The sequence below is a fragment of the Nonomuraea sp. SBT364 genome (assembly GCF_001083785.1).
Lineage (GTDB): Bacteria > Actinomycetota > Actinomycetes > Streptosporangiales > Streptosporangiaceae > Nonomuraea.
In genome coordinates, this window is the sequence record NZ_LAVL01000053.1 from 1 (window position 1) to 22,051 (window position 22,051).

Genomic DNA, 22,051 nt, shown 5'->3' on the forward strand with positions numbered 1-22,051 from the left:
GCCGCCGCCCGCGTGCCACTCATCCGGTCCGAAAGGTCGGTCGCGGTGGGGGAGCCGATCGCGGGGCAGGCCGCTCACGGTGTCCCAGCGGCCGGGGGGGGGCCCCCCCCCCAGCACCACCAGGCGCCGCCCGGGTGGCGGCAGGGCGGGCCGGGGAGGGTGCGGGCGCTCGGCGGCGGGCTGGCCGCGGCGCGGCGGGCGGCCGCGGTGGGGGTCTTCCCCGAGGACGCGCGGTATGGCCGCTACGCCGATCTGGTGCTGTCACTGGCCCTGCGCGGCGAGCTGGTGGTGCCCGAGCAGCACCTCCCGGTACGGCAGCGCCACGAGCACGACGTGCCCGCCCGCTACGCCACCGAGGAGGGCCGCCGGAACTACGACAGGGTGCTCCATATGCTCCAACCCTCATAAGCTTGTGACCCATGGAGATGCTCGCGCCGTACACCACGCTGGGTCTGGGCGGTCCCGCCGGCGAGTTCGTCGAGGTCGACACGGCGGAGCAGCTCGTCTCCCTGATCGCGGAGGCCGATCGGCAGGGCAGGCCGACGCTGGTGCTGGGCGGCGGCAGCAACCTGGTGGTGTCCGACGACGGGTTCGACGGGCTGGTCGTACGGGTGGCGTCCCGGGGCGTGGCGGTGTCGCGCGACGGCGAACAGGTCGTGGTCACGGTCGAGGCGGGTGAAGACTGGGACCCCCTGGTGGCGCGGGCGGTCGCGGAGGGCTGGTCCGGCATCGAGTGCATGTCGGGCATTCCCGGCCTGGTGGGCTCCACCCCGATCCAGAACGTGGGCGCCTACGGCCAGGAGGTCGCCCAGACCGTCCGGTGCGTGCGCGCCTACGACCGGCTGACCCGGCAGGTCGTCGACATCGAGGCGCGGCAGTGCGGGTTCTCCTACCGGGACAGCGCCTTCAAGCGGGATCTGGCGCGGCATGTGGTGCTCGCCGTGACGTACGCGCTGGATGTCTCGGAACTGTCCGGCGCGGTGGCGTACAAGGAACTGGCCGGACGGCTGGACGTGCCGCTCGGCGAGCGGGTGCCGCTGGCGCGGGCCCGTGAGGCCGTGCTGGCGCTGCGCCGGGGCAAGGGCATGGTGCTCGACCCGGACGATCCCGACACCCGCAGCGCCGGATCGTTCTTCACCAACCCGATCCTGTCGGCGGCCGAGGCCGGGGAGCTGGTGGCGCGCGCGCCCGGGCACCCGAGCTGGCCGCACGACGGCGGCACCGTCAAGGTGCCCGCCGCGTGGCTGATCGAGCAGGCGGGCTTCCCCAAGGGCTACCGGCGCGGCCCGGTGCGCATCTCGTCCAAGCACACGCTGGCGCTGACCAACCCCGACGGCTCGGGCACCACCGCCGACCTGCTTGCCCTGGCCAGGGAGGTGCGTGACGGGGTGCGGGAGAAGTTCGGGGTGACGCTGGTCAACGAGCCGGTGATGGTCGGCGTCGCGCTCTGAGCCCGGGGAATAGCCGCCCGGACGGGGCTGTTATGGTGGTTCGGAAACACCGAGGGGGAGTAGTCCCAATCGCGTGATCGACACACTGGCGCGGCTCGCCGCGCCCGGTCACGCGGGCCTTCACGGGCGGACGAGACCTTCGGCCTGGCAGTCGCGCACGAAGACGCTGCCGGGCCGAAGCCGTGCCCGAAAACTTCCCCTGGCGCACGCTCACGGTCCGGTCGCGCGGAAGAGGACCGTTTGGAAGCGTTCTGGATCAGCCTGGTCGCGATCTTCATCGCCGAGCTGGGCGACAAGAGCCAGCTCATGGCGATGACGTTCGCCACCCGTTTCAAAGCCTGGCCTGTACTGGCCGGCATCACCATCGCCACCACGGCGGTGCACCTGGTCAGCGTGGCCGTCGGCGGCCTGATCGGCGACGCCCTCCCCACCACGGCCATCGCGATCGTGGCCGGGATCGCCTTCCTCGGCTTCGCCCTGTGGACGTTGCGCGGTGACGAGCTGACCGACGAGGAGTCGCGCAAGGCCCAGCACACCACCCGCAACGCGGTGATCGCGGTGACCGTCGCGTTCTTCATGGCCGAGCTGGGCGACAAGACCATGCTGGCCACGATCACGCTGGCGACGCAGCACGGCTGGCTGGGCACCTGGATCGGCTCCACGGTCGGCATGGTCGCGGCCGACGCCCTGGCCATCGTGGTCGGGCGGACGCTGGGCAAGCACCTGCCGGAGAAGGCCATCCGCTACGGCGCGGCCGCCGCGTTCGCCGTCTTCGGCGTCGTCCTGCTCGTCGACGCGCTCGTCTCAGGGGGTTAGCAGCGACAGCCGGTGCGCGGCGGCCGCCGCCTCGCCCCGGGTGGTGACGCCGAGCTTGCCCAGGATGTTCGAGACGTGCACGGAGACCGTCTTGGCCGAGATGAACAGCTCCGCCGCGATGTCCCGGTTGGTGCGGCCGAGTGCCACCAGGCGCAGCACCTCCAGCTCGCGCGGCGTGAGCAGCTCGGACGGCTCCTGGGCCCGCTGGACGCCGCCGACCCGCCGGGAGAGCGTCTCGATCTCGTCGATGAGCGGGTCGGCGGGCAACGCCCGCGCCAGCGGCAGCGCGACGGCCAGGCGGGCCGCCGCGCCGTCGCGGTCACCTGTCAGCGCGGCCACCTTGGCCGCCCGCGTCAGCGCCTTGGCCTGGCTGTGCGGGCGCCCGAGCCGCTCCCAGGCGGCGGCCGAGGCGTCGAAGTCGCCGGAATAGGTGAGCTTGTACGCCTCCGCGACGGGGCCCACGACCGACAGGTGGGCGGCCACCTCGGCGGCCTGTTCGCGCAGGGCACGGGTGCGGCCGGGCTCGGTGGCCTCGGCCGCGTCGCAGGTCGTGCGGAGCAGGGCGAGCAGCCGCCAGCCGAGCATCGCCTTGCTCGACTGCGCGGGACGGGCGAGCATGCCCTCCGCCACCTTCAGCGCCGCGCTGTGCTCGCCCCTGAGCATGTGCCAGCCGATGTGCAGGCGGGTGCTGTTGGTGATGTCCTGGACGAAGTCCTCCGGGCGCTCCTTGAGCACGCCGATCTCCGACAGGATGCTCTCCACCAGCTCCACCTCGCCCCGGGCGAGGGCGATGTCGGCGCGCACCCGCATCAGGTGGTGGTGGGTGCGCAGCGCGGGGCCGAAGCTGAGGGCGCGCTCGACGGTGTCGATGGCCTCGTCCCAGCGGCCGGTCGTCTCCAGCGCCTCGGCCCAGTTGTTGAGGATGAACAGGCCGCCGGCCCGTATCCTGCCGTAGCGCTTGGCGGCCAGCCAGCCCTCCTCGCACAGCTTGAGCGCCTCGTCCGAGCGGCCCGCCTCGAGCAGGGCGTCGATGTTGTTGCCGATCGCCCGGGTGATCACCCGGCCGGAGTTCTCCTGCCTGCCGAGCTCCAGCGCCTTCAGGTTGGTGGCGATCGTGGCCTCGACGTCGCCGGCCAGGGAGTGGCCGAGCGCCAGGTTCATCAGCAGGTCGGCTTCCAGGCACCGGTCGCCGAGCTCGCGGGCCAGGCGCAGCCCCTCCTCGATGTACATGGCGCCCTCGGCGGCCTCACCGCGGAGCATCAGGTGCTGGCTCATCGGCACCAGCACCTCGGCCCTGGCCGTGCCGGGTTCGGGCACCAGCGTCAGGGCCCGGCGCAGGTCCTCCACCACGCCGGTACGGCCCTTGGAGATCTTCAGGTGCGCCCAGCGGACGATGAGCATGGCGACCCGGCCCGGCTCGCGTGACTCGTCCAGCTCCGCCAGGGCCGCCTTGGTGAACTTGACCGCCCGGTCCACCTCGCCACCGGCCTGCGCGGCCTTGGCCGCCTTCTCCAGGACGGCGGTGTGATCGGCGCCGATCCGCTCGGCGGCGTCGGGCACCCGGTCCCAGAGCATGAGCACGCGTTCGAGCAGCGGCACCGCCTCGGTGTACGCGAACGCCCTGAACGACTTCTTGGCCGCCTCCCAGGCGGCGATCAGCGCCTCGACGTCCGCGCGCGCCCCGTACCAGTGGTGGGCCAGCTCGACGGCGGCCCGGCCGGGCGGGACCAGGCTGCGGTTCTTGGAGATCTCCTCGGCGTAGCGGGCGTGCAGGCGCTGGTGCTCGCCGGGCAGCAGTTCCTCGTGCACGGCCTCGCGGATCAGGGCGTGGCGGAACACGTACGCCCGATTGTCGGCGATCTGCAGCACGTTGCCGGCGATGGCGGGCCGGAGCGCGGCCTCCAGCTCCAGGTCGGAGAGGTTGCTGACGGCGGCGAGCAGGGGGTGGCCGACGCGGATGCCGCCCGCGGCGGCGACGCGCAGCACCCGCTGCGTCTCCTCGGGCAGACGCTCGACGGCGCCCAGGATGAGGTCCTGCATCGACTCGGGGAACGTGCCGTCGGCGCCGCATTCGAGCATCGCCTCGACGAACAGCGGGATGCCCTCGCTGCGTTCGTAGACCTTCTGCACCCTGGTGTAGAGCGGGGCGCTGCCGAGGATGCCGGCCATCTGCTGGGCGACCTCGTCGCGGGAGAGCCGGGGCAGGTCGAGCCTGAGCACGCCGTTGACCCTGCCGAGCTCGGCGAGCACCGGGCGCAGCGGATGCTGCCGGTGCAGGTCGTCCGAGCGGTACGTCATGACCATGAGCACCTGCGGGACGCGCAGGTTACGGCTGAGGAAGGCGATCAGGTCGCGGCTGGAGCGGTCGGCCCAGTGCACGTCCTCGACGATGAGCACGGTGGGGCTGCTGTCGGCCAGCCGTTCGAGGAGGGTGAGGAACTGCTCGAAGAGCCGGGCACGGCCGGTGTCGGTCTCGCCGTCGGCGCTGGGCTCCCCGAATTCGGGCAGCAGGCGGGCCAGATCACGGGCGGCGCCCTCGGGCAGCAGCGCGGCGATCCGCTCGGCGCCCTGTTCCCTGACGAGCTGGCGGAGTGCGGCGGTGAAGGGCGCGTACGCCAGGCCCTCGGTGGAGAGCTCGACGCAGCCGCCGAACAGCACCCGGGCGCCGTCGGCCGCCACCTGGTCGGCGAAACGCTGGAGGAGCCGGGTCTTGCCGACGCCGGCCTCGCCGCCGAGGAGCACCGCGGTGGCGTTTCCCTTGCGGGCCTCGTCAAGGGCCTCACGGAGCGTCGCCAGCTCCTCCTCGCGCCCGACGAAGACGGGGCTGACCGAACGTCCCAGCATGTCATCCAGCATGTCATGCCTTATCTGTTGCTTTCGACGCCTTTATGGGGGGTGAGTCATGGAGGTCGCGAGGCCCGGCCGCGAGGGAGGGTGCGGCCGGGCTCTCGTGGGGTGGTCATGAGGAGCGGCGCTTGCCGAAGACCGAGCGGCGCTCGGACTTATTGGCCCGCTGCGCCTCGCGTACTCGGCGATGCCTGGCGGCCGCCTCGCGAAGCTCGTTGGCGTGACTCTTCATGAGCTGGAACTCGATTTCCGCGTTCACTGTTTTCTCCTGCGATGTCGTGCTTTCTTCCTGACATCTTCAAGAGTCGCGCTAAGGCCCCCTCCTCCACATCGGATGGATGCCTTATCTCCGGCCCCACCGGGGTTCCGGGATGCCTAGGTAAGCCCCTCACCGGCCCCCCGGTGCCCTAGGTATGGCCCTACACCCGAGTTCCGCAGGGTTGTGGGCGTCTTCCTCGTTCGGTCTGCGGGGTTGTGGTTCGGGTTTGGTTTGGAAGTGGGGCACCTGGTCGGCGATGCTGTGGAGGTGTCAACTGTGACTACTTCGCTCACCGACGTCGCCGCCTCCGACGCGACCCTGCGGGCCTTCCTGCACGGCCTGCCCGGCGTCGACCGGGTCGGCGCCGACCAGCGGGCGGCGATGCTCGGCACCCGCTCCATCAAGACGACGGCCAAGGCCCAGGCCATCGACCTGGCCATCTCCATGGTCGACCTCACCACGCTCGAAGGCGCCGACACCCGGGGCAAGGTCCGCGCCCTGTGCACCAAGGCGATGCACCCCGGCGGCGACGCGCCCCGCGTGGCGGCCGTCTGCGTCTACCCCGACCTGGTGGCCGTCGCCGCCGAGACCCTGGCCGGCTCCGGGGTCAAGATCGCCTCCGTGGCGACCGCGTTCCCCAGCGGCCGCTCCTCGCTGGAGGTCAAGGTGAGCGACACCGCGCTCGCCGTCGCCGCCGGCGCCGACGAGATCGACATGGTGATCGACCGCGGCGCGTTCCTGTCGGGCGACTACGCCAAGGTCTTCGAGGAGATCGTCGCCGTCAAGGCCGCCTGCGGCACCGCCCACCTCAAGGTGATCCTGGAGACGGGCGAGCTCGCGACCTACGACAACGTACGGCGCGCGTCCTGGTTGGCGATGCTGGCCGGGGCCGACTTCATCAAGACCTCGACCGGCAAGGTCGCCCCGGCGGCCACGCTGCCGGTGACGCTGATCATGCTGGAGGCGGTCCGCGACTTCCGTGACCGCACCGGGCGTCAGGTGGGCGTCAAACCCGCCGGCGGCATCCGCACCACCAAGGACGCCATCAAGAACCTCGTCCTGGTCAACGAGACCGCGGGCGCCGACTGGCTCTCGTCCGACTGGTTCCGGCTGGGCGCCTCCTCGCTCCTCAACGACCTGCTGATGCAGCGCGAGAAGCTGGCCACCGGCCGCTACGCGGGACCCGACTACTTCACCCTCGACTGATCAGCCGGCCGAGGCCGTGACCGCCGTGACCGCCGGGCGGAAGGTGCGGCGGTATGCCTGAGGAGTGATGCCGATGGCGGCGTGGAGGTGCTGGCGCAGGGATACGTCGGTGCCGAAGCCGGCGCGGTGGGCGACGAGGTCCACGGGCCAGTCGGTGGTCTCCAGCAACTGACGCGCGAGGTCCACGCGTTGGCGGGTGAGCCATCGGCCGGGGGTGGTGCCGACCTCGTCGCGGAAGCGGCGGGTGAAGGTCCGTACGCTCATGCTCGCGTGGGCGGCCAGGTCGGCCAGGGTGAGGCGCTCGGCGAGGTGTTCCAGGGCCCACGCCTGGGTGGGGGCGGTGCCCGTGGCGCGCGAGCCGGGGACGGGCCGCTGGATGTACTGGGCCTGGCCTCCGTCCCGCCACGGCGGTGTGACGCAGGAGCGGGCGACCTCGTTGGCGATCTCGCTGCCGTGGTCACGGCGGACCATGTGCAGGCACAGGTCGATGCCCGCGGCGACCCCGGCGGAGGTGAGGATGTCGCCGTCGTCGACGAAGAGGACGTCGGGGTCGATGCGGGCGGTGGGGAACATCCGCTGCAGCCGGTCGGCCTCCCGCCAGTGGGTGGTGGCGGGGCGGTGGTCGAGCAGCCCGGCGGCGGCCAGGACGTACGCGGCGGTGCAGATGCCCACGATCCGGGTGCCGGGGCGGATGGCGGCCAGGGCGTCGCGCAGCGCCCCGGGCAGGCGGCCCTCCTCGCGGATCGGGCCGAGGGCGTGGGAGGGCGGGATGACGACGGTGTCGACCCTGGCCAGCAGCGAAGCGTCGTGGGCGACGCTGAGGTCGAAATCGGCCTCGGTGCGCACCGGGCGGCCGTCCAGGCCGCACGTGGTCACGCTGTAGAGCCGGTTGCCCTCCGCGTCGCGGGCGGCGCCGAAGATTCGGGCGGGGATGCCGAGCTCGAAGGGGATGACTCCGTCCAGGGCCAGAACGCCGACGCGATGCATGGCCGGATTCTTTCAGACGATGACCATCAGGCCACTGCTGAGGTGCCTGTGGCTCCGGCAGGCTGAGGGCGCTTCCCAGGAGAAACGGCACGATCCTCACGAGTGCCGCCGGACAGAGGACATGACCATGACCCTTGCAGACACCGATCGAGCCCTCGCGACCATGCGTGCCGTCTCCCAGGACCGTCCGGGAGCCCCCGACGTCCTCAAGGTCATCGAGACGACCCGCCCGCAGCCGGGCTGGGGCGAGATCCTGGTCCGGGTGCACGCGGCGGGCGTGAACCCGGCCGACTGGAAGACCCGCGAGCGCGGAGCGTTCCCCATCGGGGCGAAGCCCCCGTTCATCCTGGGGTTCGACGTCTCCGGGGTGGTCGAGGAGATCGGCGAGGGCGTGACCCTCTTCCGGCCCGGTGACAAGGTCTTCGGGATGCCGCGCTTCCCGCACCTGGCCGGCGCCTACGCCGAGTACGTCGCCGCCCCGGCCCGTCATTTCGCCCCGCACCCCCAGGGCGTGGACCACGTCCAGGCCGCCGCCCTGCCGCTGGCCTCGCTCACCGCCTGGCAGGCTCTGGTCGACACCGCGCGGGTGCGGCCGGGCCAGCGTGTCCTCATCCATGCCGCCGCAGGTGGCGTCGGCCACCTGGCCGTCCAGATCGCCAAGGCCCGGGGCGCCCACGTGATCGGCACCGCCGGCGCCGCCAAGCACGACCTGCTGCGCTCGCTCGGGGCGGACGAACTCATCGACTATCGCACCCGGGACTTCGCCGAGGTCGTCCGCGACGTGGACGTGGTCATCGACAGCATCGCCGGCCCGTACTGGGCCCGCTCCCTGCGCACCCTGCGCCCAGGCGGAACGCTGATCTCGCTCCTGCCGCTGGACGACACCTTCCCGCACGAGGAGGCCGAGGCCGCCGGGGTGCGAACGATGTTCATGCTCGTCGAGCCCGATCAGGCAGGGCTGCGCGAGATCAGCGCCCTGGTCGAGGACGGTCGCCTGCGCGTGATCGCCGACGCGGTCTTCCCTCTTGAGGAGGCCGCCGCCGCCCACACGCTGGGCGAGACCGGCCACAGCACCGGGAAGATCGTCCTTACTGTCACTCCGTGACGGCCGCCCCGTGCCTCATTCCGCGTGGGCCGAGGTCTGGTGGTAGACGGAGTGCCAGACCTCGTTGCGGATGCGGGCGAACTCCGGGGAGAGGCGGAGCTCCTCGGTGCGCGGGTAGGGCAGGTCGACGTCGATGACGCGGTGGACGCGGCCCGGTCTGGCGGCCATGACGATGACGCGGTTGGCCAGGTAGACGGCCTCGTCCACGTCGTGGGTGATGAACATGACCGTGCGGCGTTCCTGGCTCCAGGTGTCGAGGAGCTGGTCCTGGAGCTGGACCCGGGTGAGGGCGTCGAGGGCGCCGAAGGGCTCGTCCATGAGCAGGACCTTCGGGTTGACCGCGTAGGCGCGGGCGATGGCGCAGCGCTGCTTCATGCCGCCGGAGAGCGTCTTGGGCAGGGCGTCGGCGAAGTCGGTGAGGCCGACCAGGTCGATGGCGCGCTGGGCGCGTTCGCGGCGTTCCTGGGCGGGGACGGGGGCCAGGTTGAGCCCGAACTCGACGTTCTTGCGCACGGTCAGCCAGGGGAAGAGGGCGTACTGCTGGAAGATGACGCCGCGGTCGGGGCCGGGGCCGGCGACGGGGGCGCCGTCGAGCAGGATCTCGCCGGTTCCGGGCTCGACCAGGCCGGCGGCCATGCTCATCAGCGTGCTCTTGCCGCAGCCCGACGGGCCGACGACGGTGACGAACTCGCGGTCGGCGATGTCCAGGTCGACGCGGTCGAGTGCGAGGAAGTCGGTGTCCTTGAGCGCGAACGTCTTGGACACGCCGCGGAAGGAGATCTTGGTGGTCATCGGCGTTCCTGCCATCCGGTGAGGCGGCGTTCGGCCAGCTGGAGCAGGCGGTCCATGGCGAGGCCGAGCACGCCGATGCTGATCAGCCCGACGAAGATGGTGGGCAGGTCGTAGTAGAGCTGGGCCTGCTGCATGCGATAGCCCAGGCCCTCCTGGGCGGCGATGAGCTCGGCGGCGACCAGGGTGCCCCAGGCGGCGCCGAGGCCGACGCGCATGCCGACGATGATGAACGGGGTGGAGGCGGGCACCACGACCTTGAGGAAGATGACCCGGTCGGAGGCGCCCAGCACGCGGGCGGCGTTGATGAGGGTCTTGTCGACGTCCATGACGCCCTGGAACGTCGCCACGACGCTCGACAGGAACGCGGCCAGGAAGATGACGAACACCTTCGGCGTCTCGCCGATGCCCATGAGCAGGATCGCCAGCGGGATGATGGCCAGCGGCGGGATCGTGCGGAAGAACTGCACGTAGGGCTCTATGAGCGCGCGGGCGGTGGCGTACCAGCCCATCAGGAAGCCGACCGGGACGGCCAGTGCGGTGCCCAGCGCGAAGCCGGTGAAGACGCGGCGCAGACTGGCCAGCAGGTCGGCCGTCAGGGTGCCGTCGGCGATCAGCTCGGCGCCGCGCACGGCGACCTCGACGGGGCCGGTCAGGCCCTGGATCCCGGAGGCCGACAGGCCCGTCCAGGCGGCCAGCCCGGCCGCGACGGCCACCACGTTCAGGACGATCCCGCGGGCGGGCCGCCTGGCGCGGCGGCGGCGGGGCGCGGGCGGGTCGCCGGGTCTCTGGGAAACGCTCAATGCGGTCATGGCTGGGGTGCCTCCATGCCCGACAGTGTGCTGATGTCCGGATATTTTCGTCAATAGGTAGGCAAAAATAGCTGCGGGCTAATCTCTGTCACCGCAGGTCGGCCATGGGTGCGGCGAACGGTCGGCGCACACTTTCATCCGTGCTCCGTACAAAAAAGCGGAGGGTCAGGCCGGGCGGAGGTGGGCCGGGATCGACGGCTCCTCGTGCAGGAGGAGGGCGATGGCGCCCATGGCCGAGGCGTTCACGCCCAGGTCGGCCTGGGTCACCCGGATCTCGCGCGGCGACTTCGGCAGGGCCAGCCGGGAGATCGCCTCGCGGATCGGGCCCAGGACCAGGCTGCCCAGCCCGGCCAGTTCGCCGCCCACGACCACCAGGGCCGGATCGAGCTGGGTCACGGTGTCGGCCAGGACGCGGCCCAGGTCGCGGGCGGCCGCCGAGACGACGTCGCACGCCACGGCGGCCCTGTCCTGGGCGGCGGCGACGAGCGCGTCGAGGTTGTCCAGCGGGAGCCCGCGCGCCGCGCAGGAGTCGAGGAGCGCCTGGCCGCCGATCCGGCCCTCCAGGCAGCCCCGGCTGCCGCAGTGGCAGGGCGGGCCCGACGGGTCGAGCGAGACGTGGCCGAGCTCGCCGCTCGCCCCGTGCGCGCCGCGCAGCAGCCTGCCGCCGGCGACGAAGCCGCCGCCCACGCCCACCGACCAGCGTACGTAGACGACGTCGCGGACGGATCTGGCCGCGCCCCAGGTGGCCTCGGCGAGCGCGGCCAGCCTGGCGTTGTTGTCGACCGCCACCCGCACGCCGAACTCGTCGGCGATCCGGCGCGCCAGCGGGAGGTGGCCGGCCGGCGCGGGATGGTCGTCGACGACGCCCACCAGGCCGAGCCCCACGGCCTCCAGGGCGCCCAGGCGCACCCCGCGCTCCTCGGCGACCTGCCGGATCAGCGCGATCGCCGCCTCGGCCCGCGCCGGCGGGGTCGCGTCCTCGGGGAGGTCGTGGGTCGCCGTGGTGACGACCTGGTGGGCGGCGTTGGCGATCGCCAGGCGGATCCGCCCCCGGCCCAGGTCGAGGCCGAGCAGGAGGCCGGCGGCGGGGTTGAGCGCCACCAGCGACGCCGGGCGGCCGCGTCCGCGCGGCTCGCCGGGCGCGGCCTCGGTCTCGATGGCCGCCCCGCGCTCGATCAGGTCGGAGATGATGGTGAACAGCGTCGTGCGCGAAAGCCCGGTGCGCTCGGTGAGCTGGGCCCGGCTCAGCGCGCCCGCCGAGCGCAACGCGGACAGGACTGCGTCCTCGTGCACCCGGCGGAGCCGCTGGAGCGCGTCAGTGGGGCTCGACATGGGACCATGATGGGTCGAGGTCGAAATTTGTCAACTCCCCGGGTTAAATAGCGCCTCCGGCGGCCTGGTAGAGGTCGGCGGTGAAGTAGGTGGCCGGATCGGGCGACTCCGGCAGCTTGCCCATGGTGACGAAGATGTCGGCCAGGCCCTTGTACCAGTTCGCCACCGACCCGTCCTTGGTCAGCTTGTCCAGCTCGGCCGTGGGCACGATCTTGGTGACGGCCGAGGCGCCCTTGAACTGCTCGGCCGGGGCCTTGAGGAACGTCGCCGTCAGCGTCTCGGCCTCGGCCGTGTTGGCCGCCACCCAGTCGTTGCCCTCACGCAGCACCTTGAGCACCTTGGTCACGGTCGCGGCGTCCTCGGCGACCAGCTCGTTGCGGGCCACGAAGGAGCTGGGGAAGCTCAGCTTGGGGTAGTAGTCCTCGCTCTTGGTCAGCTCGACCAGGTCGGGGACGTTCTTCTTGATGGTGTCGATCAGGGGATACCAGATGGCCGCGGCGTCGATCTGCTTGGCGCTGAAGGCGGTGACGACCGTGCTCGGGTCCATGTTGACCTTCTGCACGTCCTTGCCCGTCAGGCCGGCCTCCTTGAGCGCGAGCTCCAGGATCATGTCGCCGGAGGTGCCCTCGGGGACGCCGATCTTCTTGCCCTTCAGCCCGGCGACCGTGGTGATGCCGGAGTCGGAGTGGGTGATCAGCCGGTCGGCCTGGCCGAGCATGTTCGGCGCGACGATCTTCGCCTTGCCGCTGGCCGGGAGCCAGGTCGCGCCGGAGCCGATGTAGCCGAAGTCGATGTCGCCCGAGCCGAGCGCCTGGATCTGCAGCGGCCCGTTGGTGAACACCTTCAGCTCGGGCTCCAGGCCGTGCTTGGCCCACAGCCCCTGCTTGTCCGCGGCGGCGAGCACGGCGGCGCCGGCGAAGTCCGCGATGTAGCCGAACTTGACGGTCTTCGTCCCGTCCCCGGAAGAGGAGGAGCCGCACGCGGCGACGGGAAGAACGAGGGCGAGCGCTGCCGTGAAGGCCGCCAGCCTGCGAGGAAGCCTCATCGGAGGTCCTTTCTCAGGAATGGGTGGAGGGGGTGGACGGGTGGCACTCAGCCCACCTCGTCGGCGACGCCGTCGACGTCGGGGGCGCGGCCCCCGCCGATGTCGGCCATGTAGCTCATCCAGCTGGAGGCGGGGTCGCCGCGGCGCAGCAGTTCGGCGTAGAGCCGCACGGTCAGGTCACGCCGGACCGCCGCGTAGGCGGGCGCGGTGTAGACGTTGCGCAACTCGTGCGGATCGCTGTCCAGGTCGTACAGCTCGTGCACGCTCTCCGGGTTGAACACCAGCTTGTGGCGGCGGTCCCGGATCATGCGCTGGGAGTAGGGGAAGTGGTGGCCGTGGAACTCGGTGACCACCTGCGGCCGGGGATCCGGCTCGCCCTCGACGAGCGGGAGCAGGCTGCCGCCGTCGCAGGGCTCCTGCGGCGGCAGCCCGGCCAGGGCGAGAATCGTGGGGTTGAGGTCGATCAGGGTGGCGAACTCGTCCACCACCCGCGCCTCGGCGCCGGGGACGCGGACGATGCCGGGGATGCGGTAGATGTCCTCGTACATCGCCGGGCCCTTGTCGTTGAGCCGGTGCGCGCCGGTGAACTCGCCGTGGTCGGCGGTGAACATCACGGCGGTGTCGTCCCAGAGCCCGTGCTCGCGCAGCGCGGCGATCAGGCGCCCGATCTGATCGTCGATCAGCGTGACGTAGCCCCAGTAGACCGCGATCAGCTTGCGCCAGGCGTCGGCGTCGAAGTGGTCGGCCGACCAGTACTCGGAGTAGCGGCGCTGCACGTCGGGCTTGCCGGCGAAGGTCTCGGCCATCGACTCCGGCAGCGGGACCAGCGCGGGGTCGTACAGGTCGTAGTACTCGTCCGGGATCAGGTACGGCAGGTGCGGGCCGTACCAGTGGCAGGAGAGGACGAACGGCTTGCCGTCGCGGTGGAAGTCGCGCGCGTAGCCGTCCAGCAGCTCCAGCGTCCGGTCGGTGAGGAACGCCTCGATCGTGGCCTCCGGCGGCTGCCGGAGGCGGCCGGCGATCAGGTGACCTCGGCCGGAGCCGTTCTGGGCCCGGCCGAAGACCGCCTGCTCCACGGCGAACGGCGGGTGGCCGTGCTCCTTCAGCCACCGCTCGTAGGAGGGGTGGTGGAAGGGGTTGAGCGCGCCCGGCAGGTGCTCGCCGTCCATGTCGTAGAACTCCGGGCCGCGTTCGCGGCCGATGTGCCACTTGCCGACGTGGCCCAGGTTGTAGCCCGCGGCCCGCAGCGGCGCGGCCATGACCGGGTGCCCGTCGGCGACCTCGTCACGGGCGCCGCCGTTGCGCTCCGGGTTGACCAGCAGGCCGTGGCGGAACGGGTGCAGCCCGGTGAACAGTGACGCCCGCGCCGGCGTGCAGATCGCGGTGGGGGTGTAGAAGCGGTCGAACCGAGTGCCCTCGGCGGCCAGGCCGTCCAGCGCCGGGGTGCGCACCACCGGGTTGCCGTAGCAGCCGAGGGTGTCCACCCGATGCTGGTCGGTCATCAGGAACAGGACGTTGCGTGGGTGGGTCACTCATTCTCCGATCGCCAGGTGCGGGCTCGTCGTGGAGGGGGAGGGCGGGCCCGTCGAGGGCTCGTCGTGGAGCAGGAGGGCGATGGCGCCCATGGCGGATGCCCTGGCGCCCAGGTCGGCGGGGACGACCTCGACCGTGCCCGGCGCGTGGGGGAGGGCCAGGCGGGAGATCGCCTCGCGGATCGGGCCGAGCACGAGGCTGCCCAGCGCGGCCAGCTCGCCGCCGACGACCACCCGCTGGGGGTCGAGCTGGACCACCGCGTCGGCCAGCACCCGCCCGAGGTCGGTAGCGGCGGCGGAGATCACCTCGCACACGGCGGGCACGCGGTCGCGGGCGGCGGCGACCAGCGCGTCGACGCCGTCGAGCCGGACGCCCTTGGCGGCGCAGGCGTCGAGCAGCGCCTGGGCGCTGATGCGCGGTTCCAGGCAGCCCCGGGAGCCGCAGTGGCAGGGCGGCCCGCCGGGGTCGAGCGAGATGTGGCCGATCTCGCCCGCCGCGCCGGTCGCGCCGCGCACGAGCCTGCCGCCGACGAGGAAGCCGCCGCCCACCCCGACCGACCAGCGCGCGTACACGATGTCGCGGGCCGACCTGGCGGCGCCCCAGGTGCTCTCGGCCAGCGCGGCCAGCCGGGCGTTGTTGTCGACGGCGACGCGCACGCCGAACTCCCGCGACAGCCGCTCCTTGACGGGCGCGTAGCGGGCGGGCGGCAGCGCGGGGTCGCCTGCGCCGCCGATCAGGCCCACGCCGATCGCCTCCAGGGCGTCCAGGCGCACGGCGCGGTCACCGCTGACCTGCTTGACCAGCCGCACCGCCGCCTCGGCCTGTTCCAGCACGCCGGCGCCCTCGGGGACGTCGGCCATGCCGGTGGCGATGATCTGGTGCGACAGGTTGGCGACGGCCAGGTGGATGCGCCTTCTGGCCAGGTCGAGCCCGATGAGCTGGCCGGCTCCGGGGTTGAGCGCGACGAGTGAGGGCGGCCGGCCGCGCCCGCGCCTGGCGGTCGCGGGCGCCTCGGTCTCGACGACCGAGGCCCGTTCGATCATCTCCGAAATGATCGTGAACAGCGTGGTGCGTGACAGGCCGGTGATCCGGATCAGGTCGGTACGGCTCAGCGCACCCGACGAGCGCAGGGCGTCGAGGACGGCGCCCTCGTGCGCACGGCGGAGCCGTTGCAGCGCGTCGGTCGGCTTGGACATGCGGCCATGATGAGGCCCTCAAGGCATTAAATGCAAATCTTCGGACTAAATATGTGGTGATATGCCCGAACAGGGGCCTGTGAAGTGAGCCCGACCGCCTATTAATGTCGAGAGTCTTGACGTAATTGGGTGAGGCGGCTCACACTCTGGGCTACCGAAAGGAGCCTCATGCCCCCCACCCGTCCACGCCGCCGCATCGCGGCGGCACTGAAGCCTGTGCTGAACCCTGTGCTGCCGCCTGTGCTGATGGCCGTGCTCGCGGCCTCCCTGCTCGCGCCACCCCCCGTCCAAGCGGCCGCCGCGCCGGTCAACCTCGCGCTCGCCGGCGCCGCCACCGCGTCCAGCGTCGAACTCGACCGGGCGGACTTCGTGGCCGCGCACGTCAACGACGGCGACACCGCCACCCGCTGGTCGTCGAAGTACCAGGACGACAACTGGGTCCAAATCAAGCTGGCCCAGCCGGCCGCCGTCGACCACGTGAAGCTGACCTGGCCCAACGCCTGCGCCCGCGACTTCGTCCTGCAGACCTCCACGGACGGCTCCTCCTGGACGGACGCCGCCTCGGTGCGGCGCGACACCTGCCCGAGGACCGACGTGATCGAGGTGCGCGCCGGGGAGCCCGTCTCGTACGTGCGCATGCAGGGGCGTCAGCGCTGGTCGTCCTTCGGTTACTCGATCTCCGAGTTCGAGATCTGGGACGCGCCGCCCGCGCCGCCCGCCCCCACGCTCGGCCTGCTCCCCAAGCCGGTGTCCGTCGAGGAGACCGGCGGCGAGCCGTTCACGCTGCACCGGAACACCCGCGTGCTCGCCTCCGGCGCCGGAGCCCAGGCGCCCGCCGGCTACCTGGCCCGCGCGCTGCGCCCGGCCACCGGCTTCGGCCTGCCCGTCGTCCGCAACGGGCGCGGCCCCGCCCCGATCGTCGTCGAGGTCGGCGACGGCAAGGGCCCGCGCGGCCACGAGGCCGAGGGCTACACGCTCGCCGTCACGCCCCGGCAGGTCACCCTGCGGGCCGGGACCGCGGCCGGCGCGCTCAACGGCGTGCAGACGCTGCGCCAGCTCCTGCCGCAGTGGATCGAGTCGGACACCCCGGTCGCGACCGCGTGGACGATCCCGGCGGTGACGATCACCGACTACCCGAGGTTCGCGCACCGGGGCATGATGCTCGACGTCGCCCGCAGCTTCTACCCGGTGAGCGAGGTCAAGACCTACATCGACGCCGCCGCCCAGTTCAAGGTCAACCGGCTGCACCTGCACCTGACCGACGACCAGGGCTGGCGGATCGCGATCGACGACCCGGCGGACAACCCGTCCGGCATCGACTACGGCCTGCTCACCGAGGTCAGCGGCGCCACCGCGATGACCGACCGGGGGACCGAGCCGGGCATCACCGGCTACTACACCAAGGCCGACTACACCGAGATCGTCCGCTACGCGGGGCAGAACGGCATGACCGTCGTCCCGGAGATCGACATGCCGGGCCACACGAACGCCGCCCTGCACTCCATCCCGCAGCTCAACACGCCGGGCGCGCGGCCCAGGCTCCAGCCGGGGCAGACCACCGTCCCGCACAACGGCACGGGCGCCGTCGGCTACTCCAGCTTCGACGCGGACAGCCCGGTCACGTACGAGTTCGTCAAGCACGTACTCACCGAGATCGCCGAGCTGACCCCCGGCCCGTACCTGCACATCGGCGGCGACGAGGCGCACGTCACCAGCCACGCCGACTACACGAGGATGGTCGACGCGTTCACCCGGGAGGTCGCGGCGCTGGGCAAGACCGTCGTCGGCTGGAACGAGTACGCCGGCACCGCGCTGCCCCAGGACAAGGCCGTCGTCCAGTTCTGGAACGGCAACCGCCAGGCCGTGGCGAACGCGGTGAACGACCGGGGCGCCAAGGCGATCCTGTCCCCGGCCCCGCACACGTACGTGCCGCAGAAGCAGGACCCGCGCCAGCCGCAGGGCGGCACCTGGGCGTGCGGCGGCGCGTGCGGCCTGGACCGGCACTACAACTGGGACCCGGGCACGTACATCCCCGGCATCCAGGAGAGCAGTGTGCTCGGGGTGGAGTCGGCGCTGTGGGGCGAGTTCATCCGCCGGATCGGCCAGGCGCAGTACTACAGCTTCCCCCGGCTGATCGCCACCGCCGAGGTGGGCTGGACGCCGCAGGCGCAGCGTGACTACACCGACTTCCGCACCCGCCTGTCCGAGGCCGGCGGCCGGCTCACCGTCCAGGGGACGAACTTCTTCCCAGCGGCCGACGTGTCCTGGCGGATGAAGGCGCTGGCCCAGCCCGTGACGGTCGCCGCAGGGCAGCCGTCCGGCGCCACCTGGACCGTCACCGCCCCCGGCCGCGCCGCAGCGGACCTGGAGGCGAGCGTCGTCTGGAGCGACGGGCAGCGGGAGGACGTCACGCTGACCACCACCCGCGAAGGGAGCATTCCCGACATGCGGATCAACGCCGCGTTCACCGCGACGTCGCTCCGTGCCTTCGACCAGGCCGGAACCCACACGGGCACGCTCTCGGTCCGGGTGCCCGGTGAGGCGCCGGTCGAGGGACGGGTGACGGTGACCGTCCGCTGACCATCCCGGGGGCCCGTCGCCGGGCCCCTCGGAGCAGTGCATATGACCGTCTACGCTGGCAGTTGTGATGCTCCGATACTTCACTCTGGATCGATGATGGCAACGCCGAAACAGACGGTGCCCGAAAGGCCGGTCTTCGACTACGCACCGGCGCCCGAGTCGCGCGACATCGTCGATCTCAAGTCCTCCTACGGGCTGTTCATCGACGGCGAGTTCGTGGACGGCTCCGGGCCGTCCTTCAAGACGGTCAACCCGGCGACGGAGGAGAAGCTGGCGGAGGTCGCCACGGCCTCCGCCGACGACGTGGACCGCGCGGTGCGGGCCGCGCGCAAGGCGTTCGACGGCTGGAGCGCGCTGCCCGGCTCCGAGCGCGCCAAATACCTGTTCCGCATCGCCCGCATCATCCAGGAGCGCGCCAGGGAGCTGGCCGTGCTGGAGTCGCTCGACAACGGCAAGCCGATCCGTGAGTCGCGCGACGTGGACCTGCCGCTGGTGGCGGCGCACTTCTTCTACTACGCGGGCTGGGCCGACAAGCTCGGCCACGCCGGGTTCGGCGCCGACCCCCGGCCGCTGGGCGTGGCCGGCCAGGTCATCCCGTGGAACTTCCCGCTGCTCATGCTCGCCTGGAAGATCGCGCCCGCGCTGGCGTGCGGCAACACGGTGGTGCTCAAGCCGGCCGAGACGACGCCGCTGACCGCGCTGCTGTTCGCGGAGATCTGCCGGCAGGCCGAGCTGCCGCCCGGCGTGGTCAACATCGTCACCGGCGCGGGCGAGACCGGCTCCGCCGTCGTCTCCCACCCCGACGTCGCCAAGGTCGCCTTCACCGGCTCCACCGAGGTCGGCCGGATCATCGCCCGTTCCGTCGCCGGCACCGGCAAGAAGCTCACGCTGGAGCTGGGCGGCAAGGCCGCCAACATCGTGTTCGAGGACGCCGCGCTCGACCAGGCCGTCGAGGGCGTCGTCAACGGCATCTTCTTCAACCAGGGCCACGTGTGCTGCGCCGGCTCCCGGCTGCTGGTGCAGGAGTCGATCCAGGACGAGCTGCTGACGGCGCTCAAGCGCAGGCTCGGCACGCTGCGGCTGGGCGACCCGCTCGACAAGAACACCGACATCGGCGCCATCAACTCCGCCGAGCAGCTCGCCAAGATCCGCCGGTTGTCCGACCTCGGGGAGTCCGAGGGCGCCGAGCGCTGGTCGCCCGCCTGCGAGCTGCCCGCCAAGGGTTACTGGTTCCCGCCGACGCTGTTCACCGGCGTCGCGCAGTCGCACCGGATCGCCCGCGAGGAGATCTTCGGCCCGGTCCTGTCCGTGCTCACCTTCCGCACCCCGGCCGAGGCCGTCGAGAAGGCCAACAACACTCCGTACGGCCTGTCCGCCGGCATCTGGACCGAGAAGGGGTCGCGCATCCTGTGGATGGCCGACCGGCTCCGGGCCGGAGTCGTCTGGGCCAACACCTTCAACCGGTTCGACCCGGCCTCGCCGTTCGGCGGCTACAAGGAGTCGGGCTACGGGCGCGAAGGCGGCCTGCTCGGGCTGGAGGCCTACCTTGACGTGTGAACACCGGCGCCGCCGGCGCAGGGCCCGCCGCGCCCTGGCCACCCGCGGACACGCCTTCGCCCGCGCCGGGCGCCCCGTGCGCACCGGCTGGTACGCCCACCGCTGCGGCGTGAGCCGGTGCGGCCAGGTGTTCGTGCCGGTCGAGATGTCCCAGGAGATCATGTGGAGGGGGCGCGGCGATGAGTAGGTTGACCGTCCGCAAGACCTACAAGCTGTTCATCGGCGGGGCGTTCCCGCGCTCGGAGAGTGGGAGGTCCTATCCCGTGACCTCGCCCAAGGGCGACTTCCTCGCCAATGCCTCGCGCGCCTCCCGCAAGGACGCCAGGGACGCGGTGTCGGCCGCCCGCAAGGCGTTCCCCGGCTGGTCGGGGGCCACCGCCTACAACCGGGGCCAGATCCTCTACCGGATCGCCGAGATGCTGGAGGGCCGCCGCGCCCAGTTCGCCGACGAGCTCGGCGGCGCCAGGAAGCCCGCGCTGGAGACGGTCGACGCCGCGGTCGACCGGCTCGTCTGGTACGCCGGCTGGTCCGACAAGATCAGCTCGGTGCACGGCACCGCCAACCCTGTCGCGGGCCCGTACTTCAACCTGTCCTCACCGGAGCCCACCGGCGTGGTCGCGGTCGTGGCGCCGGCCGATCCGCTGCTCGGGCTGGTGTCGGTGGTCGCGCCGGTCATCGTCACCGGCAACACGTGCGTGGTCGTCGCCTCCGAGCCCGCCCCGCTGCCGGCGATCACGCTGGCCGAGGTGCTGGCCACGTCCGACCTGCCGGGCGGGGTGGTCAACATCCTCACCGGGCACCAGGCGGAGCTCGCGCCCTGGCTGGCGGCGCACATGGACGTCAACGGCCTGGACCTCACCGGCGTGGCCGACCCGGCGCTGGCGTTGCGCTGCGAGGAGGAGGCTGCCGCGAACCTCAAGCGCGTCCAGCGGCCCGTCACCGCTGACTGGCGCGCGGACCCGGGGCTGCGCCGGATGACCCGCTTCCTGGAGACCAAGACCGTCTGGCACCCGCTGGGGGTCTGACGCCCGCGAGGGGCAGGTTCAGGAGAAGCCCGGGGGGCGGATCGGGGGGTGGGCCGCCTGGAGCTGGGCGGCGAGGCCGAGCAGGTGCGGCTCGCCGCCCGGCGGGGCGACGAGCTGGACTCCGATCGGCAGGCCGCTGGAGTGGGTGGCGACGGGCACCGTCATGGCGGGCCAGCCGCACATGTTCCACGGTCCGGTCGCGGGGGCGTAGCCGACGTTGGCCAGCAGGTTGCGGGCCAGGCCGCGCTCGCCCCAGCGGTCGGCGCGCGGCGGGATCGCGGCGAGGGTGGGCGTGATGAGGACGTCGGCGTCGCCGAACCACCGGTCCGCGCCGTAGCCGGCCCAGCGGTCGCGCCCCCGGCGGCCGTCCAGGCCCAGCCGGGCCAGCACCCGGCCGGCACGCGCGAGCGCCCGGGTACGCCTCTCCAATCGCGCCTCTCCCGCCGGCGGCGACCCGGCGGTCCCGGCCGGTGGCGTTCCGTCCGGCGAGGTGAGGGTGGTGACGGTGTCGGCGGCGCGGCAGAGCCAGGTGGCGATCGTGGCCGGGCCCAGCCAGGCGGGTAAGCGGCCGTCGCGTTCGACGATCGTGTGCCCGGCCACCCGGAGCGTCTCGGCGGCGCCGCGCACCGCCGCCCGGAACTCGCTGTCCATCGGCAGCCCGGCCGGCAGCGGCTGCGGCGCGTACGCCACCCGCAGGTCGAACGGCTCCGGGCTGTCGTGCGGCGGGGGCGGCTCCCACACGCCGTCGTCGCCCGCCCACACCGAGCGGAGCATCGGCCGGCGCGCCTCGATCCGCCGGCCGCTGCGCCACGCCTCGGCCAGCGACGGGTCCGCGGCGAGCACTGAGAGCATCAGCGCCAGGTCGGCGGCGTGCACGGCGATCGGGCCGTTCGCCGACAGGCCACGCCAGTCGTCCGTGGGCGGCGGTACGAGCCCGGCGCCCGGCTTGAGCGCCAGGACGCCGCAGCACGCCGCCGGGATGCGCAGCGAGCCCATGCCGTCGTTGCCGAGCGCGATCGGCGCCATCACCGCCGCGACCGCCGCCGCGCTCCCGGACGACGACCCGCCCGCCGTGCGGGACCGGTCCCAGGGGTTGCGGACGGTGCCGTACGGGCTGTCGCCGAAGGCGACCAGGGCGAGCTCGGGAAGGTTCGTCAGGCCGATCACCACCGCGCCGGCCGCGCGCAGCCGGGCCACGGTCTCGTGGTCCCGGGAGGCGGGGGCGTCGGCGGTCACGGCCGAGCCCAGGCGGGTCGCCTCGCCCGCGACCTCCAGGTTGTCCTTGACCGCCACGGGCACCCCGGCGAGCGGCAGCTCCGACAGGTCGCGCCGTTCCTGGACGGCCCGCGCCTCCTCCACCGCCTGCTCGCGCACCCGCCGGAACGCGCCCACACGGGGGTCGCGCTCGGCGATCACCTCGAAATGCTCCTCGATGACCGCGGTGGCCGCGACCTCGCCCTGTCGTACGGCCGCCGCGATCTCCATGGCGGATCTGCCTGCCCACAACATGT

The 22,051-nt window shown here is 72.4% G+C and carries 19 protein-coding genes; 9 read left to right on the forward strand and 10 right to left on the reverse strand.

Annotation, left to right across the window (positions count from 1 at the left end; all coding sequences use genetic code 11):
- From ADY59_RS52670 to ADY59_RS23390, 3 genes are all read left to right on the forward strand, one after another.
- Window positions 1-408, forward strand: a 408-nt coding sequence (locus ADY59_RS52670; protein WP_049565504.1) for a hypothetical protein, incomplete at its 5' end; no start/stop codon positions are given.
- Window positions 409-425: 17 nt separating this feature from the next.
- Window positions 426-1,451, forward strand: a complete 1,026-nt coding sequence (locus tag ADY59_RS23385) for a UDP-N-acetylmuramate dehydrogenase (protein WP_082310346.1) — start codon at window positions 426-428, stop codon at window positions 1,449-1,451.
- Window positions 1,452-1,691: 240 nt separating this feature from the next.
- Complete coding sequence (locus ADY59_RS23390) at window positions 1,692-2,267, forward strand: TMEM165/GDT1 family protein (RefSeq protein WP_049565512.1); 576 nt, start codon at window positions 1,692-1,694, stop codon at window positions 2,265-2,267.
- Here the strand turns inward: ADY59_RS23390 and ADY59_RS23395 are convergent.
- Both ADY59_RS23395 and ADY59_RS51595 read right to left on the reverse strand, forming a co-directional pair.
- Window positions 2,256-5,111 carry a helix-turn-helix transcriptional regulator gene (locus ADY59_RS23395; protein ID WP_231618849.1) on the reverse strand — a complete coding sequence of 952 codons (2,856 nt, stop codon included), beginning with the start codon at window positions 5,109-5,111 and terminating at the stop codon, window positions 2,256-2,258. The genes ADY59_RS23390 and ADY59_RS23395 overlap by 12 nt on opposite strands.
- 115 nt (window positions 5,112-5,226) lie before the next feature.
- Window positions 5,227-5,373 (reverse strand): hypothetical protein, encoded by a 147-nt coding sequence (locus tag ADY59_RS51595; protein WP_197093810.1) that lies wholly within the window; start codon window positions 5,371-5,373, stop codon window positions 5,227-5,229.
- 276 nt (window positions 5,374-5,649) lie between these two features.
- On the opposite strand from ADY59_RS51595, the gene deoC reads away from it, so the two are divergent.
- Window positions 5,650-6,579, forward strand: a complete 930-nt coding sequence (gene deoC, locus ADY59_RS23400; protein ID WP_156325680.1) for a deoxyribose-phosphate aldolase — start codon at window positions 5,650-5,652, stop codon at window positions 6,577-6,579.
- On the opposite strand, the gene ADY59_RS23405 is transcribed toward deoC, so the two are convergent.
- Window positions 6,580-7,566, reverse strand: coding sequence for a GlxA family transcriptional regulator (locus tag ADY59_RS23405; RefSeq protein WP_049565517.1), 987 nt, complete (start codon window positions 7,564-7,566; stop codon window positions 6,580-6,582).
- 121 nt (window positions 7,567-7,687) lie between these two features.
- Here ADY59_RS23405 and ADY59_RS23410 point away from each other — a divergent pair, with 121 nt between their 5' ends.
- Entirely contained in the window at window positions 7,688-8,671 is a 984-nt protein-coding gene (locus ADY59_RS23410) for an NADP-dependent oxidoreductase (protein ID WP_442937711.1), read from the forward strand.
- Between the two features lie 15 nt (window positions 8,672-8,686).
- Here ADY59_RS23410 and ADY59_RS23415 read toward each other — a convergent pair whose 3' ends face one another.
- The 6 genes from ADY59_RS23415 to ADY59_RS23440 all read right to left on the reverse strand — a co-directional run bounded on the left by ADY59_RS23415 (window position 8,687) and on the right by ADY59_RS23440 (window position 15,378).
- Window positions 8,687-9,463: an ABC transporter ATP-binding protein gene (locus tag ADY59_RS23415; protein WP_049565521.1), complete on the reverse strand. Its 777-nt coding sequence runs from the start codon at window positions 9,461-9,463 to the stop codon at window positions 8,687-8,689.
- Entirely contained in the window at window positions 9,460-10,272 is an 813-nt protein-coding gene (locus tag ADY59_RS23420; protein ID WP_049565524.1) for an ABC transporter permease, read from the reverse strand. The genes ADY59_RS23415 and ADY59_RS23420 overlap by 4 nt, the downstream gene beginning before the upstream one ends.
- Window positions 10,273-10,437: 165 nt before the next feature.
- The gene (locus ADY59_RS23425; protein WP_049565526.1) at window positions 10,438-11,604 is read right to left on the reverse strand and encodes an ROK family transcriptional regulator; all 1,167 of its coding nucleotides are present in this window, start codon (window positions 11,602-11,604) and stop codon (window positions 10,438-10,440) included.
- 43 nt (window positions 11,605-11,647) lie between these two features.
- Window positions 11,648-12,649: an aliphatic sulfonate ABC transporter substrate-binding protein gene (locus ADY59_RS23430; RefSeq protein ID WP_049565529.1), complete on the reverse strand. Its 1,002-nt coding sequence runs from the start codon at window positions 12,647-12,649 to the stop codon at window positions 11,648-11,650.
- 47 nt (window positions 12,650-12,696) lie between these two features.
- A complete protein-coding gene (locus tag ADY59_RS23435) occupies window positions 12,697-14,181 on the reverse strand; it encodes a sulfatase-like hydrolase/transferase (protein WP_231618850.1) in 1,485 nt (494 codons plus the stop codon).
- Window positions 14,182-15,378 carry an ROK family transcriptional regulator gene (locus ADY59_RS23440; RefSeq protein WP_049565535.1) on the reverse strand — a complete coding sequence of 399 codons (1,197 nt, stop codon included), beginning with the start codon at window positions 15,376-15,378 and terminating at the stop codon, window positions 14,182-14,184. It lies immediately after the preceding gene.
- A 168-nt stretch (window positions 15,379-15,546) separates the two neighbouring features.
- On the opposite strand from ADY59_RS23440, the gene ADY59_RS23445 reads away from it, so the two are divergent.
- The 4 genes from ADY59_RS23445 to ADY59_RS23460 all read left to right on the forward strand — a co-directional run bounded on the left by ADY59_RS23445 (window position 15,547) and on the right by ADY59_RS23460 (window position 20,540).
- A complete protein-coding gene (locus ADY59_RS23445) occupies window positions 15,547-17,958 on the forward strand; it encodes a family 20 glycosylhydrolase (RefSeq protein ID WP_082310342.1) in 2,412 nt (803 codons plus the stop codon).
- Between the two features lie 96 nt (window positions 17,959-18,054).
- Window positions 18,055-19,515, forward strand: a complete 1,461-nt coding sequence (locus ADY59_RS23450) for an aldehyde dehydrogenase family protein (protein ID WP_049565539.1) — start codon at window positions 18,055-18,057, stop codon at window positions 19,513-19,515.
- Complete coding sequence (locus tag ADY59_RS23455) at window positions 19,505-19,702, forward strand: hypothetical protein (protein WP_049565542.1); 198 nt, start codon at window positions 19,505-19,507, stop codon at window positions 19,700-19,702. The genes ADY59_RS23450 and ADY59_RS23455 overlap by 11 nt, the downstream gene beginning before the upstream one ends.
- A complete protein-coding gene (locus ADY59_RS23460; RefSeq protein WP_049565545.1) occupies window positions 19,695-20,540 on the forward strand; it encodes an aldehyde dehydrogenase family protein in 846 nt (281 codons plus the stop codon). The genes ADY59_RS23455 and ADY59_RS23460 overlap by 8 nt, the downstream gene beginning before the upstream one ends.
- Before the next feature lie 18 nt (window positions 20,541-20,558).
- Here ADY59_RS23460 and ADY59_RS23465 read toward each other — a convergent pair whose 3' ends face one another.
- Window positions 20,559-22,049, reverse strand: a complete 1,491-nt coding sequence (locus ADY59_RS23465) for an amidase (protein ID WP_049565548.1) — start codon at window positions 22,047-22,049, stop codon at window positions 20,559-20,561.
- Window positions 22,050-22,051: the final 2 nt, after the last annotated feature.

What these genes read in the sequence shown, in the direction of transcription:
- ADY59_RS23385 (WP_082310346.1), top strand. Translation starts at nt 426, where the DNA reads ATGCTCGCGCCGTACACCACGCTGGGTCTGGGCGGTCCCGCCGGCGAG.
- ADY59_RS23395 (WP_231618849.1), bottom strand. Translation starts at nt 5,111, where the DNA reads ATGCTGGGACGTTCGGTCAGCCCCGTCTTCGTCGGGCGCGAGGAGGAG.
- ADY59_RS23405 (WP_049565517.1), bottom strand. Translation starts at nt 7,566, where the DNA reads ATGCATCGCGTCGGCGTTCTGGCCCTGGACGGAGTCATCCCCTTCGAG.
- ADY59_RS23410 (WP_442937711.1), top strand. Translation starts at nt 7,688, where the DNA reads ATGACCATGACCCTTGCAGACACCGATCGAGCCCTCGCGACCATGCGT.
- ADY59_RS23415 (WP_049565521.1), bottom strand. Translation starts at nt 9,463, where the DNA reads ATGACCACCAAGATCTCCTTCCGCGGCGTGTCCAAGACGTTCGCGCTC.
- ADY59_RS23420 (WP_049565524.1), bottom strand. Translation starts at nt 10,272, where the DNA reads ATGACCGCATTGAGCGTTTCCCAGAGACCCGGCGACCCGCCCGCGCCC.
- ADY59_RS23425 (WP_049565526.1), bottom strand. Translation starts at nt 11,604, where the DNA reads ATGTCGAGCCCCACTGACGCGCTCCAGCGGCTCCGCCGGGTGCACGAG.
- ADY59_RS23430 (WP_049565529.1), bottom strand. Translation starts at nt 12,649, where the DNA reads ATGAGGCTTCCTCGCAGGCTGGCGGCCTTCACGGCAGCGCTCGCCCTC.
- ADY59_RS23440 (WP_049565535.1), bottom strand. Translation starts at nt 15,378, where the DNA reads ATGTCCAAGCCGACCGACGCGCTGCAACGGCTCCGCCGTGCGCACGAG.
- ADY59_RS23445 (WP_082310342.1), top strand. Translation starts at nt 15,547, where the DNA reads ATGCCCCCCACCCGTCCACGCCGCCGCATCGCGGCGGCACTGAAGCCT.
- ADY59_RS23450 (WP_049565539.1), top strand. Translation starts at nt 18,055, where the DNA reads ATGGCAACGCCGAAACAGACGGTGCCCGAAAGGCCGGTCTTCGACTAC.
- ADY59_RS23460 (WP_049565545.1), top strand. Translation starts at nt 19,695, where the DNA reads ATGAGTAGGTTGACCGTCCGCAAGACCTACAAGCTGTTCATCGGCGGG.
- ADY59_RS23465 (WP_049565548.1), bottom strand. Translation starts at nt 22,049, where the DNA reads ATGTTGTGGGCAGGCAGATCCGCCATGGAGATCGCGGCGGCCGTACGA.